The 13708-nt window shown below is 73.7% G+C and carries 9 protein-coding genes; 4 read left to right on the top strand and 5 right to left on the bottom strand.

Annotated features, from left to right (window positions below; translation table 11 throughout):
* Positions 1-24 precede the first annotated feature (24 nt).
* Positions 25-957 (top strand): LysR substrate-binding domain-containing protein, encoded by a 933-nt coding sequence (locus GH723_RS10075; protein WP_153759521.1) that lies wholly within the window; start codon positions 25-27, stop codon positions 955-957.
* 13 nt (positions 958-970) lie between these two features.
* Here GH723_RS10075 and GH723_RS10080 read toward each other — a convergent pair whose 3' ends face one another.
* From GH723_RS10080 to GH723_RS10100, 5 genes are all read right to left on the bottom strand, one after another.
* A complete protein-coding gene (locus GH723_RS10080; RefSeq protein ID WP_153759522.1) occupies positions 971-2461 on the bottom strand; it encodes an AMP-binding protein in 1491 nt (496 codons plus the stop codon).
* Positions 2458-4797, bottom strand: a complete 2340-nt coding sequence (locus tag GH723_RS10085; RefSeq protein ID WP_153759523.1) for a hypothetical protein — start codon at positions 4795-4797, stop codon at positions 2458-2460. Before GH723_RS10085 ends, GH723_RS10080 begins: the two co-directional genes overlap by 4 nt.
* 86 nt (positions 4798-4883) lie before the next feature.
* Entirely contained in the window at positions 4884-5693 is an 810-nt protein-coding gene (locus GH723_RS10090; RefSeq protein WP_195210230.1) for a thioesterase family protein, read from the bottom strand.
* 43 nt (positions 5694-5736) lie between these two features.
* Positions 5737-7359 carry a hypothetical protein gene (locus GH723_RS10095; RefSeq protein WP_153759525.1) on the bottom strand — a complete coding sequence of 541 codons (1623 nt, stop codon included), beginning with the start codon at positions 7357-7359 and terminating at the stop codon, positions 5737-5739.
* Complete coding sequence (locus tag GH723_RS10100) at positions 7356-7904, bottom strand: RNA polymerase sigma factor (RefSeq protein ID WP_153759526.1); 549 nt, start codon at positions 7902-7904, stop codon at positions 7356-7358. Before GH723_RS10100 ends, GH723_RS10095 begins: the two co-directional genes overlap by 4 nt.
* Positions 7905-8057: 153 nt before the next feature.
* Here GH723_RS10100 and GH723_RS10105 point away from each other — a divergent pair, with 153 nt between their 5' ends.
* Genes GH723_RS10105 through GH723_RS10115 form a run of 3 tightly spaced genes read left to right on the top strand, consistent with a single transcriptional unit; the run spans position 8058 to position 13705 of the window.
* A complete protein-coding gene (locus GH723_RS10105) occupies positions 8058-10724 on the top strand; it encodes a cation-translocating P-type ATPase (RefSeq protein ID WP_153759527.1) in 2667 nt (888 codons plus the stop codon).
* Positions 10725-10760: 36 nt separating this feature from the next.
* Positions 10761-12239 carry a potassium/proton antiporter gene (locus GH723_RS10110; protein ID WP_153759528.1) on the top strand — a complete coding sequence of 493 codons (1479 nt, stop codon included), beginning with the start codon at positions 10761-10763 and terminating at the stop codon, positions 12237-12239.
* Complete coding sequence (locus GH723_RS10115) at positions 12236-13705, top strand: SDR family oxidoreductase (RefSeq protein ID WP_153759529.1); 1470 nt, start codon at positions 12236-12238, stop codon at positions 13703-13705. Before GH723_RS10110 ends, GH723_RS10115 begins: the two co-directional genes overlap by 4 nt.
* The last annotated feature ends 3 nt before the right edge of the window (positions 13706-13708 follow it).

The raw sequence follows: 13708 nt of genomic DNA on the forward strand, positions 1-13708 counted from the left end.
CTCCACCCCCGGGAGGGGGATGCCATGAACCTGCGCGATCTCCAGTACCTGGTGGCCGTCGCCGACCATCGGCACTTCGGCCACGCGGCGGAGGCGTCGTTCGTCAGCCAGCCGACGCTGTCGACCCAGATCAAGAAGCTCGAGGCGGAGCTGGGCGTGGAGCTCGTCGAGCGCAGCCCACGGCAGGTGATGCTCACCGCTGCGGGCGAGCGGGTCGTCGAGCGGGCACGGGTCATCCTCCAGGAGGCGAACAGCATCCGGGGCATCGCCCAGCAGGCCGCCGATCCGGAGTCCGGGAGCCTGCGGATCGGGCTCTTCCCGACGCTCGCCCCCTACCTGCTCCCCCACGTCGTGCCCAGGGTCCACGCCCGCTTCCCTCGGCTCGAGCTGCTCCTCGTCGAGGAGAAGACCGAGGTCGTCCTCCAGCAGCTCCGCACCGGCGAGCTCGACGTCGGCATCCTCGCCCTGCCGGTCGCCGAGGCCGGGCTCCACGTGGAGCCGCTCTTCGAGGAGGACTTCGTCCTCGCCGTCCCCACCGACCACCCGCTCGCGGCCTCCGAGGAGCTGGTCGACACCTCGGTGCTCGGTGGCGAGGACCTGCTCCTCCTCGAAGAGGGGCACTGCCTCCGGGACCAGGCGCTCGAGGTGTGCCACCTTTCGGGCGGCACCGAGCGGTCCGGGTTCCGGGCGACCAGCCTGGAGACGTTGCGGCAGATGGTCGCCGCCGGCGTGGGCACCACCCTCCTGCCCGAGCTCGCGGTGCAACCGCCGGTCCCGGCCAGCTCCGACATCCACCTGCGCCGGTTCCGGCCGCCGGCTCCCCGCCGCCGCATCGCCATGCTCTGGCGGCCCACTAGCGTCTACGCCGACCTGCTGCCCCAGCTGGCCGACGTCGTGCGGGACCTCCCGCCCGGTCTGGTCAGCCAGGCCGAGCCGCCGCCCCTCGCCGTGGGCTGAGCCGCCCTCTGCCCTACCCGAGACCGAGCTGGGCGGCGAGGCGGACCCGCTGGACCTTGCCGGTCGGGCCGAGCGGCAGCGCCTCGACCGGCACCACCGTCGACGGGACCTTCGCCCGGCTGAGGCGCTCGGCGGCGAAGCGACGCAGGTCCGAGGTCGAGACGTCCTGTCGGAGCACCACCGCGGCGGCGACGCACTCGCCGCGCAGGTCGTCGGGGGCGGCGAACGCCGCGACGTCGACGACCGCCGGGTGGTCGAGGAGCACGGCCTCGACCTCGAACGGCGAGACCTTCTCCCCCGCCACGTTGATGATCTCCTTGAGCCGTCCGACCAGCGTGAGGTAGCGGTCGGCGTCGAGGCGACCGACGTCGCCGGTCCGGAACCACCCGTCCACCCAGGCGTCGTCGTTCGCGCCGGGCGGCGCCAGGTACCCGGCCATGACCCCTGGTCCGCGGATGACCACCTCGCCCTCGGCCTCGGCGTCCTCCTGCACACGACCGTCGACGAGCACCGCCACCTGGGCGCCCGCCCCCGGCCCGACCGTCCCGACCTTCCGCGCCGCGGGCGGCAGCGGGTTGCTCGTCATCTGGTGCGATGCCTCGGTCATGCCGTAGGCGTTGAGCACCGGGCACCCCAGCTGCTCCTCGAGCGTGCTCCAGACCGTGGCCGGGAGCGGAGCCGAGCTCGAGCGCACGAACCGCAGGCGGCCCGTCGGCGGCTCGGCGGATGCGCCGCTCCGCAGGAGCATCGCCTGGTACATGGTCGGCACCGCCGTCGACCACGTGATCGCAGAGTCGGCCAGCCGGCGCCGGTGGGCGAAGGCATCGAAGCCCGGGGTGCACTCGACGCTGCCCCCGCCCGCCACCGTGGACAGGAGCGCGCCGACGAGGCCGTGGATGTGGAACAGCGGCATCACGTTCAGGCACCGGTCGTCGGGCGTCAGCCGGAGCGTGGCGGCGATCGACCGAGCCGACGCCGCCAGGTTGGCGGAGGGTTGACCGATGAGCTTCGGCGCCGCCGTCGTCCCCGAGCTGTGGAGGAGGAGCGCGAGGTCGTCGCGCTCGCCGTCGCCACGCCGCGCCCGGTCGGGGGCCTCGGCGAGGTGCAGCTGGTCATCGGCGTCGATCTCGACGATGCCGAGACCGAGTGACCGCGCGACCGCAGCGGCCCGACCGGGCGCGGAGGCGTCGTCGCCGGCGACGACGACGAGCACGTCGGCGTCGAGGCGCACCAGCGCGTCGCGCAGCTCGCCCTCCCTCGCGCGCGGATCGAGCGGTGCGCAGGTCGCGCCGGCCATCGCCGCCAGGCAGACGATCGCCAGCTGAGGGCCGTTGGGCAGCGCCACCGCCACTCGTGGCCTCGGCCCGCGGTCCGCGGCGCGGAGCACGTCGTGGAGCCGGTCGACCATCCGGAGCACGTCGTCGGCGCCGCGCACGGTCTCGCCGTCGGTGACGAGCGGGGCTGCCCCCGGGCGCGCCGCCAGCAGGTCGATCACCGCGCTCACCGCCGCACCTTGCGCATGGACGCCACGGCCCGTAGCGCCGCCGCGTGGCCCATCGCAGGGAGCCCGGTGACGTGGCCGCCGTCGGGGACCTCGCTGATCACGGTGGCGCCGAGGGACACGCGTGCCCCGTCCCCGATCCGGAGGTTGTTGGACACCGTGGCCCCCGGACCGAGCCAGGTGTCGCTGCCGACCTCCACGTTGCCGTTGACGACAGCGCCGTGACCGATGGTGGTGCGCTCGCCGACGCGGCAGTCGTGGGAGACGAACGCGCCGTTGCCGATCCGGCCGTCCGCACCGATCGTCGTGTCGGTGCCGAACAGGCCGCGAGCGACGATGGCCCCGGGGAACACGACCGTCCGGGCGCCGACCGCGACGCCACCCGCGTGGGGCATCTCGACGCGGCGGCCGCCGTCGGTGATCGTCTGGAAGCCGGCCGAGCCGAGCACCGCACCGGCCATCACCCGCACGTCGGCCTCGAGGCGGACCGGCCCCGAGAGCGTCACGTGCGGCCCGATCACGACGCCAGGACCGATCTCCACGTCGATCTCGTCGATCACGGCGGAGGGGTGCACGTCGGCCGACGGATCGATCGTGCTCGGTTGGTGGTGCCGGTAGAGGTCCGTCCGCGTCGCCAGCGCCTCGTGCAGGCGGGCGAAGGTGCCGCGCGGCGTCTCCGAGGTGATGACGCCGATCGGCGCGGGGACCTGGTCGACCAGGGCCGGCGGGACGACCACCGCGGCCGCGGCACCCGATGCGAGCGCCCGGTCGAGGAAGACGGGGCTCTCCGCGAAGGTCAACATCCCCGCTGTGGGCGCGGTGGCGAAGCGCAACGTGGTGAAGACCGCGTCACGGACGACGTCGACCGGTTCGAGCAGGGCGAGGCGGGACAACGTCCACGTGGCGTCGCCCTCTCTCGGCGACTCGACGACGAGATCGAGGTCCGGTCCGTGTCGACCCGTGAGGTCCCGCAACCACGTCCGTCCCTCCTGCACCAGGTCGAGCGCCACCGTGCAGCGGCCGGGCTCGCCCGGGGCCTGCACGCGCACGCGGAGGATGCGCTCGGCGCCTGGCGGCAACGGCGTCTCGAACCGGGTGCGCTCGCCTTCGATCCCCATCGGCCTGCCGTCGGCGTCGAGCAGGTGGTACGAGGCGAACAACGGCGCGTCACCGAGGGAGTGCAGCGTCTCGGACGACCCGTTGCGGACCGCGAGCAGCACCGACGTCGTGGCGCCTGCCTCGACGAACCCCGGTGTGGTGAGCGGACGGAGGGCGACCTGGTGGGCCGCGCCCGGCGACAGCGCCGAGCCGAGGAGGACCGCCCCGCTCCGTGCCACCGCTTCGAGCGCACCGGCCCGGGCGACCTGCTCGTCCAGGAGCCCGACCCAGGTGGTGCGGTGGCCGTCCGGGACGCCCTCGAGGCGAACCTCCTCGTAGAGCGCCTCGTACGCGTCGAGGGCCCGCTCGAGGTCGGCGACCTGGCGGATCCACGCAGACGCACGGGCCGCGTCGCGCGGGTCGTAGCGGTCGATCTCCTCGCCGACGGTCGACGCGGTGACCGGGCGTTGGAGGCAGCGGGCGCCGAAGTTCCAGTCGCGGAGGTCCGCCACGTCGTCCGCGGTGACGATGGACGCCAGCCCCCCGGCGTCGGCCACGACGACGGCGCAGCCGACGGCGAGCGCCTCGAGCACGCAGCGCCCCTTCCCGACGACCAGGTCGTAGCGGCCGAGGATCTCCTCGGGACGGTCCACGGCGGTGCCGACGCCCGCGCCGATCACCTCGACGTCGAGGCCACGCGCCGCGCAGGCCGCCCGCACCTCCTCCACGTAGCCGCCGCGCACCGCGTAGTTCGAGAAGACGGCGACCCGGCGGGGACGACGTGGGAGCCGGTCGCGCGGGACGAAGCGACGCATGTCGACGGCGTTGTGGATCAGGCGCGTGAGCTCGGCGGGGATGCCGGCCTCGAGCCGGATGCGCTCGTCGCAGTTGCGGTCGACGCTGACGTAGCGCCGCACCGCCGGCGAGCGCAGCGGGGCGTCGTCTGGGTGGAGCCGGTCGTGGCAGACGTAGAGCGCGGGCGTGGTCGGGAACGCGGCGAGGGCCGTGGCGGTCTCGACCGTCTGGTGCCCGTGGATCACATCGGGCGTCCACGGCGTCGAGGCCACGTCGTCGACGACGATGGCACCGTCGGCGCGCATCTCCTCGGCCAGCGCACCGGGTCGCGGCGTGTAGACGCACACGTCGTGCCCCCTCCGCCGCAGTCCGGCGTCGAGGTCGCGGACGACGACCTCGGTGCCGGTCCGCTCGTCCAGCTGGAGGTTCGTGATGAGGATCTTCATCCGCGCTCGTCGACGAGGGCCGGGGGCCGACCCCCCGGTGGGCGGCGGTCATCGTAGGCCGCGGCCCCCGCGTCCGCGGACTGCCGTCAGCCCGTGGGCAGGCGCAGGGCGCAGATCTGTGTGGCCTGGACCACGAGGCGGTCCTCGCTGTCCCACACCTCGCAGATCTCGTCGGCGAAGCCGTCGTGGATGATCGTGGTGCGGAACCGGATGCGCAGCGGGCCGGGAGCGGGCACGGCGCGGACGTAGGTGGTGAGGTCGAGCGTCGGGACCCAGCCGGTCTGCACCACGGAGAACGTCGCAGGCGGCATGGCGTCGCTGACGAAGAGCAGCTCGACCGGGGTGACGGCGCGGTCGCCGTCGAGCCGGAACCAGGCGCGCAGCTCGCCCGAGCCGTTGCCGCTCGGCCCGTCGGGGCCGATCTGCAGAGCGTGGTCCGGGTCGAACAGGAGCTGGGTGCCGTTGGCCGGCCGGTTGGCCATGCCGAAGCCGATGCACTCGTCGATCGGTGCCAGCGGCGGCGGCGGGTTCTCTCCCCAGAACGGCGCGCTGCCCTCGGTCAGGGCGCCGAGCGTGAAGCGGGCGCTCACCGCGACGCGGCCGGCCTGGGCGAGCCGGGCGGTGACCTGGCTGGCGGTGCGCCCGACCCGCTGGACGTCGGTCTCGATCTCGGCCGGCCCGAGGTCCGGGGACCAGAGGTACGAGGCACCGGTGGAGATCGGGTGGGGGTGCTCGGCGCCCTGCTCGGCGGCGGCGGCGACGGCCGCCTTCCCGAGGCAGGCGAGCATGAACCCGCCGTTCGGCTTGCCGCCACCGATGGAGAACTCCTCGGGCAGCTCGACGCCGAAGCGTCCCTCGCCGAGGGGGGTCAGGGGCGTCGCCTGGGCCAGATCCATCCGGGCAGGATACGAGGTGGCCGGTTCGTCCCTGGACGAGATGTCAGTCGAGCGGCACGTGCCAGGTCTCCACTCCATCGGCGTGGCCGAACCGGACCTCGACCGCACCGAGTTCGTCCAGGCTGGTCCCCTCCACGAGGAGCAGGAAGAGGTTGGGCTCCGCTCCGGTCATCGCGGTCCCCGACGTCGGGATGACGGAGCCGTCGTGGCGGACCAGCTCGGCGCCGTTGAACCCCGGCGGGACCGCCCCGTACACCGCGAGGTACCGCCCGTCGGTCACGACGCCCCACTCCGGACCGCCGAGGGACGAGAGCGGGATCGAGCTCGCTGCGCCACGAGCAGCACCCTGGATCTCTCCTTCGAGCTCCAGCCCTTCAGGGCCGCGGCGGCGGACGACGACCCGTGCGGCGACGTCGGAGAGGACGATCGAGGTGCCACCGACGAGGTCCGGGTCGAGCTGCGCCTCCTCCGCCCACCGGTCGGTGAGCTCCTGGTCACCCACCGGCCCGCTCGGATCTCCGATCTCCTCCGCGCGTTCGTCGGCCTGCCCGCCAGGATGCGTCGCCACCAGCTCCTCCCACTCCGCCTCGCCCACCTCGACCAGCTGCTCGATCCGCTGGAGCACGGCCTCGAGGCCAGCGTCGTCGACGACGCGTGCTCCCACCCGGACGAGGGTGTCCCCGCCCTCCATCCACGACACCTCGACGAGGCCCCCGTCGTACCGGGCGATCACCGCGTCGACGCCACGGACGGCCGAGGACTCGACGTCGGTCGCGTAGGCATGGGCCGCTCGCCAGCGCTCCGGGCCGCCCGGCGCGGTCGTGACGGAGATGGCGTCGCCGGTCGGGCTCGCCACGCCGTCCCCCTCGCCGTGGAGGTAGGCGATCGTCGTCGTGTCCGACGGGAGGTCGTCCGCCATCAGGCCGAGGGTCGGCACGACGTCGCCCAGCCCGCCGTCGAAGAGCACGTCGTGGCCGGGAAGGGGGTCGTCGGCTCCGGCCTCCTGCGCGACGGCCGTCCGGACGAGCTGCACGAGGTCGTCGGCGTCGCCCCAGGACAGCAGCTGGCGCTCGGTGCCCCCCTCTCGCCAGATCACCGACGCGCCGCCGGCGGACTCCTCCGTGAGCACCGCCTCCGGCCCGCCGACGTCGATCGGCGAGCCGCCGTCCAGGTCGGACTGCTCGGGCAGGTCCGGATCGGTGCCCGCGGGGATCGCCACGTCGCTGACGACCTCCACCAGAACGTCCGGCCACGGGGCGCTCGCCCCGGCGGGCACGTGGACCCGCACCGCCAGCGACGGCAGGACCGGAGCCGGGCCCTGGTCGGGGGCCTCGACGCCTCCGTCGACGGCCACGACGCGGTCGTAGGTCTCGGCCACCTCCGGCGGCAGGACGAGGTGGCGGTGGCCGCCGGTCGTGGCGACCGGTGTCTCCTGGCCGCCGTCGTCGGCCACCAGCACCGCAGCGACCAGGGCCAGGGCGAGGACGACCGCAGCGGCCGCGACCCACCCGGCGGCTCCTCGACCCCGGCCGCGCGGCGCGGAGGCCACGGGTTCCCGCTGCAGCGACACCGGCAGCGGCGGCACCTCCACGGCGTCCACCCGCCGGTCGAGCTCGGCCACAGCCGACGCGAACCGGCGGTCGAGCTCCAGCGTCGACTCGCTCATCGCTCCTCCTCCCTCGACCCGAGCCGGGCCGCCAGCGCCTGGCGACCCCTGTGGAGGTGGACCTTCGTGGTCGCCACCGTGATCCCGAGCACGTCGGCGATCTCCGCGACCGGTCGATCCTCCAGGTAGTGCAGCGCGACCGCCTGGCACTGCCGCTCCGGCAGATCCCGGACCGCCGCCCACAGCTCGTCGTCGGGCGGACGCGGGTCCGTCACCGTGCCCGGGCGCGCCACGCGGTCCATGGCCTTCACCTCGACGGCCCGGCGGCGGGCGAAGGATCGGCAGGCGTTGAGGAGCACCCGTCGGGCGTAGGCACCGGGCGCGTCGTAGCCGCCGACGTCGTGCCAGCGGCCGTGGACGGCGAGCATCGTCTCCTGCACGAGCTCCTCGCCCAGGTCACGACGACCCGTCAGGCTCCACGCCAACCGGAGAAGCGGCCGGTACTCGTCGAGGTAGAACCGCTCGAAGTCAACCGGCCCCGTGGTCAGCGCCGCCCTGGCCGCCGGCTCGTCGCCGTGGTCCGCCGTCCGTCGTCCCGCTCTCACACCACCTCACACGCTCGAGCGTGCAGGAAGGTTTACCCGACCTCGGCCGGGAAACCGCCGATCGGACCCATCGGACGGGGTCGGAGGCCCCTGGGCCCCCAGCGCCACGTCCGGTCTGCTGGGAGGTGGACCGCCGACGAGAGGACGAGACCGGTGTCGACCCCATGGCACGCGCTCGAGGCCGACGACGTGGTCGGCCGGCTCGGGACCGACGGGCACGGCCTGAGCCACGACGAGGCCGCGGCGCGCCTCGAGCGCCACGGCCCGAACCAGCTGGAGGAGGTCGCACCGCCGTCGGCGCTGCTGGTCCTGCTCGGCCAGTTCCGCAGCCCGCTCATCTTCATCCTGCTCCTCGCCTTCGTCGTGACGGTCCTCCTCGACGAGCTCCTGGACGCCGCCGTCATCGCCGCCGTGCTGCTGCTCAACGCCGTCATCGGCTTCACCCAGGAGCGCAAGGCCGAGGGGGCGGTCCGCGCCCTGATGCAGCTCGTCGTCCCCCACGCACGGGTGGTGCGCGACGGGCGCGACCACGAGGTCGACAGCCGGGACCTCGTCCCCGGCGACGTCGTCCTGCTCGAGTCCGGTGTGCGCGTCCCCGCCGACATCCGCCTGCTCAGCGTGAACGCCCTCCAGGTCGACGAGTCGCTCCTGACGGGCGAGTCCGCGTCGGTCACCAAGGCCCTCGGGCCGGTCGAGGCGGCTGCACCGATCGGCGACCGCCGGTGCATGGCGTTCACCGGCTCGACGGTCACCGCCGGGCGGGGATCGGGCGTCGCCGTGGCGACCGGTGGTGACACCGAGCTGGGCGTGATCGCAGGCTTGATGCGCGGGGAGTCGGTGGTCGAGAGCCCGCTCCAGCGCCGGATGGACAGCTTCGCCAAGGTCGTCGGGGTCGCCGTGGGGGCGGCGGCTGCGGTCGCCTTCGCGAGCGGTGTGCTCCTCGGCGAGAGCGTCGAGGAGATGTTCATGGTCGCGGTCGCCCTGGCCGTGGCCGCCATCCCCGAGGGGCTCCCGATCGCGGTGACGATCACGCTGGCGGTGGGGGTGCGTCGGATGGCGCGCCGCCACGCGATCCTGCGGCGCCTCCCCGCCGTCGAGACCCTCGGGAGCACGACCGTCATCGGGTCGGACAAGACGGGCACGCTCACCGAGAACCGGATGGCGGTGACCGACATCTGGACCCCTGGCCACCGCTTCGCCCTCGTCGGCGATGCGGTCGACGGGGAGTTCGTCGAGGGCGACGAGCCGGCGGCGATCGCGGATGCACCCGCCCTGCACCTCACCCTCCTCACGGGCATCCTCACCAACGAGGCCGACCTCCGCTGGGTCGACGACGAGCCCGCGACGACAGGCGACCCCACCGAGGTGGCCCTGCTCCTCGCCGGGGCGACCGCCGGCCTCGACGCCGGCGACGCCGGACGCGCCTACCCGCTGTTCGCCGAGATCCCGTTCGAGCCCGCCCGCCGCTACTCGGCGACCCTCCGGGAGCGACACGGCCGTGTCGAGGTCTTCGCCAAGGGCGCCCCCGAGCGCATCGTCGACATGTGCGACGAGATGCTGAGCGACGACGGGGCGGTCCCCCTCGATCGCTCGGCCGTCGAGGAGGCCGCCGCATCACTGGCCTCCCGTGGCCGCCGCGTCCTGGCGTTCGCCCACCGGGGGCTGGCGGAGGCGCCCCAGGACCCCGAGGACGTGGTCGAACCCGAGGGGTTGGTGCTCGTCGGCCTCCAGGCGATGATCGACCCGCCTCGCCCTGGCGCACGCGAGTCGGTCGCCGCCTGCCAGGAGGCCGGCATCCGCGTCGTGATGATCACCGGCGACCACGCCGACACCGCACGAGCGATCGCCCACCAGCTGGGCATCGGCGACGGCACAGCCGCCTCGGTCGCCACCGGCGCCGACCTGGCCGGGCTCTCCCCGGACGACCTGCGGGGGCGGGTGCGCGCCACGTCGGTCTTCGCGCGCGTCTCGCCCGAGGACAAGCTCCGGATCGTCCGTGCGCTCCAGGCCGACGGCGAGGTGGTCGCCGTCACCGGCGACGGCGTGAACGACGCGCCCGCCCTCAAGGCGGCCGAGATCGGTGTGGCCATGGGCGAGCAGGGCACCGACGTGGCCCGCCAGGCCGCGGAGATGGTGCTCGCCGACGACGACTTCGTCTCGATCGTCGCAGCGGTCGAGGAGGGGCGCATCACGTTCGACAACATCAGGAAGGTCACGTTCTTCCTGGTCTCGACCGGAGCGGCCGTCGTCGCCGGGATCGTGGCTGCCGTCTGGCTCGGGTGGCCGCTCGTCATGCTGCCGACCCAGCTCCTCTGGTTGAACCTCGTGACCAACGGCGTGCAGGACGTCGCCCTCGCGTTCGAACCGGGCGAACCCGACGTCCTGCGCCGGCCGCCGCGGCGCCCGGGCGGGGGCGTGCTCGACAGGATCATGTGGGAGCGCGTCGTCGTCACGGGCCTCGTGATGGCGACGGGCATGCTCGTGATGTTCCGCTGGGCGCTCGACGGGAGCGGGTCGCTCGAGCAGGCGCAGACCGTCGCCCTGACGACCATGGTCGTGTTCCAGGCGCTCCAGGTCGGGAACGCCCGCTGGGAGACGGAGTCGGTGTTCGTGCGCAGCCCGATCTCCAACCCGTTCCTCTTCGTCGCCACCGCCCTCGCGCTCGCGCTGCACGTCGCCGCGCTGCACCTCGGACCGACCCAGTTCGTCCTCGGGGTCGAGCCCATCGGCCTCGACGCCTGGGTCCGGATCGTCGCGGTGGCGTCGACCGTCGTCGTGGCGATGGAGCTGCACAAGCTGCTCCGTCGCCCCCGGCGGTAGGGACGGCCATCCCCGGGATGCGAGGATGGTCGGGTCATGGCCGACCTGAACACGCTCATCACGGTCGCCTCGCTCCTCGCCCTGGTCGGCGTGACGGCGAGCAAGCTGTCGGCCCGGCTGGGCGTCCCCGTGCTGCTGCTCTTCCTGGGCGTCGGGATGCTCGCCGGCTCCGACGGGGTGGGGGGCATCGAGTTCGCGAGCTACGACCTCACCCAGAGCCTCGGCGTCGTCGCGCTCGCGTACATCCTCTTCTCCGGCGGCCTCGACACCTCCTGGGGCGAGGTGCGCCCGGTGCTGCTGCGCGGCGGCGCGCTGGCCATGGTGGGCACGCTGATCACCGGCGTCATCACCGGCCTGGTCGCCTCGGTGGCCCTCGACCTGCCGCTCGAGGTCGGCCTCCTGCTCGGCGCGATCGTGTGCTCCACCGATGCCGCGGCCGTGTTCGCCGTGCTCCGCTCCCGAGCGGTGAGCCTGAAGGGTTCGCTCCGCCCGCTGCTCGAGCTGGAGTCGGGCTCGAACGACCCGATGGCCGTGTTCCTCACGATCGGGATGATCGAGATCGTCAACGAGTCGGTGAGCAGCCCGCTGGCGCTGCTGCCGCTGTTCGCCACCCAGATGGCCATCGGCGGTCTGGCGGGCATCGTCGCCGGCCACGTCGGCGCCCGGGCGATCAACGCCATCAAGCTCGACTTCGAAGGCCTCTACCCGGTCTTCTCCATCGCGCTGGTCGGCCTCACCTACGGCGTCACCGCCCTGCTCGGCGGCAGCGGGTTCCTCGCGGTCTACATCGCCGGGCTCCTCGGCTCCCGCTCCGCCTTCGTCCACAAGAACAGCATCATCCGCTTCCACGACGGCATCGCCTGGGTGGCCCAGGTCGCCCTGTTCGTCGTGCTCGGCCTCCTCGTGTTCCCCAGGGAGCTCCCCGACGTGGCGCTCGACGGACTCGTCGTCGCCGCCGCACTGATCTTCCTCGCCCGGCCGATCGCCGTGTTCATCACCCTCCTGCCCTTCCGGAGCCCCCTGCGGGAGACGGCGTTCGTGTCGTGGGTGGGCCTGCGGGGTGCCGCGCCGATCATCCTCGCCACCTTCCCCCTGATCGAGGGGGTCGAGGACGCGCACATCCTCTTCGACATCGTGTTCTTCATCGTCTTGACCTCGGTGCTCGTCCAGGGCACGACGATCCCCTTCGTGGCCCGGCTGCTCGGGGTGGCGAAGCCGATGGAGACCCGCACGCCCTGGCCTCTCGTGGCCGCCGAGGTCAACGATCCCGGGGCAGCGCTGCAGGAGCTCGAGGTCCCCGAGTCCTCGCTCGCCACCGGCCGGTCCATCGTGGAGCTCGGGCTCCCCACTGGCACGATGATCGTGCTCATCGAGCACGACCAGGCCTTCGCCGTCCCCACGGGTGCCACGCGGCTGCGCGAGGGCGATCGGCTGCTCGTCATCGGCTCGGACGAGGGCGTCCAGGTCCTCCGCTCGCTGCTCGAGCCGCTCGACGACCTGGCGGGTGGGTCGTGAAGGTCGCCGTCCTCGGTGCGACCGGCTACGTCGGCGGGCGGCTCGTCCCCGAGCTGCTCGCGGCGGGGCACGAGGTCCGTTGCCTGGCTCGTCGTCCCGAGCGGCTCGTCGGCGTGCCGTGGCACGGCGAGGTCGAGGTGGTCACCGCCGACGTCCTCGACCGCGACTCCCTCGACGACGCCTTCGCCGGCATCGACGTCGTCGTCTACCTCATCCACGCCATGGGGTCGACGGGCGACTTCGCCGACGCGGACCGCCAGGGTGCTCGCCACACCGCCGAGGCCGCGGCGGCAGCCGGCGTGTCCCGCATCGTCTACCTGGGCGGACTCGGCGAGGACGAGGCCGAGGGCCGGCTGTCCCGACACCTCGCCAGCCGGCACGAGGTCGGCGACGTCCTGGCCGCCGGCTCCGTGCCGGTCACCGAGCTGCGGGCCGCGATCATCATCGGGTCCGGATCGGCATCGTTCGAGATGCTGCGCAACCTCGTCGAGGTGCTCCCCGTCATGGTGGTGCCCCGCTGGGTGAGCCGGACCCGGTGCCAGCCGATCGCGATCGCCGACGTGCTCCACCACCTCGTCGCGGCGGTCGAGGGGATCGAGGAGGGGTCGCACGTCTACGAGATCGGCGGCCCGGACGTGCTCACGTACCGGGAGATGATGGACCGCTACGCGGCGATCGCCGGCCTGCGCCACCGGACGGTCCTCACGGTGCCGTTGCTCACGCCCCGGCTCTCGTCCCACTGGGTCAACCTGGTCACGCCCCTGCCGTACGGCCTCGCCCGGCCCCTCGTCGACTCCCTCGTGAACGACGTCGTCGTCAGCCCCGAGCGGGACATCCGCAGGGTGGTCGACCACGTGCCGTTCACCCTCGACGAAGCGATCGAGCGGGCCCTGGCCCGGGTGCAGGACCTCGCGATCACCACCAGCTGGATGGACAGCGCGCCGGGCGGCGCCGCGAGCCCCATGCCGCAGGACCCGGACTGGGCCGGCGGCACCGTGTACGAGGACCGGCGCGAGGTCGTCACCGACGCCGGCGCCGGGGACGTCTTCGCCGTCGTGTCGGGGATCGGCGGGCGTCGCGGCTGGTACGTCGCCGGGCCCCTCTGGTCGATCCGCGGCGCCCTCGACAAGCTCGTCGGGGGCGTCGGCATGCGGCGCGGCCGACGACACCCCGACGAGCTGCGCGTCGGCGATGCCCTCGACTTCTTCCGCGTCGAGGCCATCGAGCAGCCGTCGCTCCTCCGCCTGCGCGCCGAGATGAAGGTGCCCGGGGACGCCTGGCTCGAGTGGCGGATCGACGCGGACGACGAGGGACGCACGCGCCTGTGCCAGCTGGCGCGCTTCCACCCGCGCGGGGTCGCCGGTCGTGCCTACTGGTGGGGCCTGCTCCCCATCCACGCCGTCATCTGGCAGCGGCTCGCCGAGCGACTCGTCCGCGCCGCCGAGGAGCGCGCCGCCCACCGCTGAGCC

This window comes from Actinomarinicola tropica (assembly GCF_009650215.1).
In the GTDB taxonomy this organism is placed as follows: Bacteria; Actinomycetota; Acidimicrobiia; order Acidimicrobiales; family SKKL01; genus Actinomarinicola; species Actinomarinicola tropica.

Bases quoted from the DNA above. Each gene is read 5' to 3' on its own strand.
- GH723_RS10090 (WP_195210230.1), bottom strand. From the start codon at position 5,693: ATGGATCTGGCCCAGGCGACGCCCCTGACCCCCCTCGGCGAGGGACGC.
- GH723_RS10110 (WP_153759528.1), top strand. From the start codon at position 10,761: ATGGCCGACCTGAACACGCTCATCACGGTCGCCTCGCTCCTCGCCCTG.
- GH723_RS10075 (WP_153759521.1), top strand. From the start codon at position 25: ATGAACCTGCGCGATCTCCAGTACCTGGTGGCCGTCGCCGACCATCGG.
- GH723_RS10085 (WP_153759523.1), bottom strand. From the start codon at position 4,797: ATGAAGATCCTCATCACGAACCTCCAGCTGGACGAGCGGACCGGCACC.
- GH723_RS10095 (WP_153759525.1), bottom strand. From the start codon at position 7,359: ATGAGCGAGTCGACGCTGGAGCTCGACCGCCGGTTCGCGTCGGCTGTG.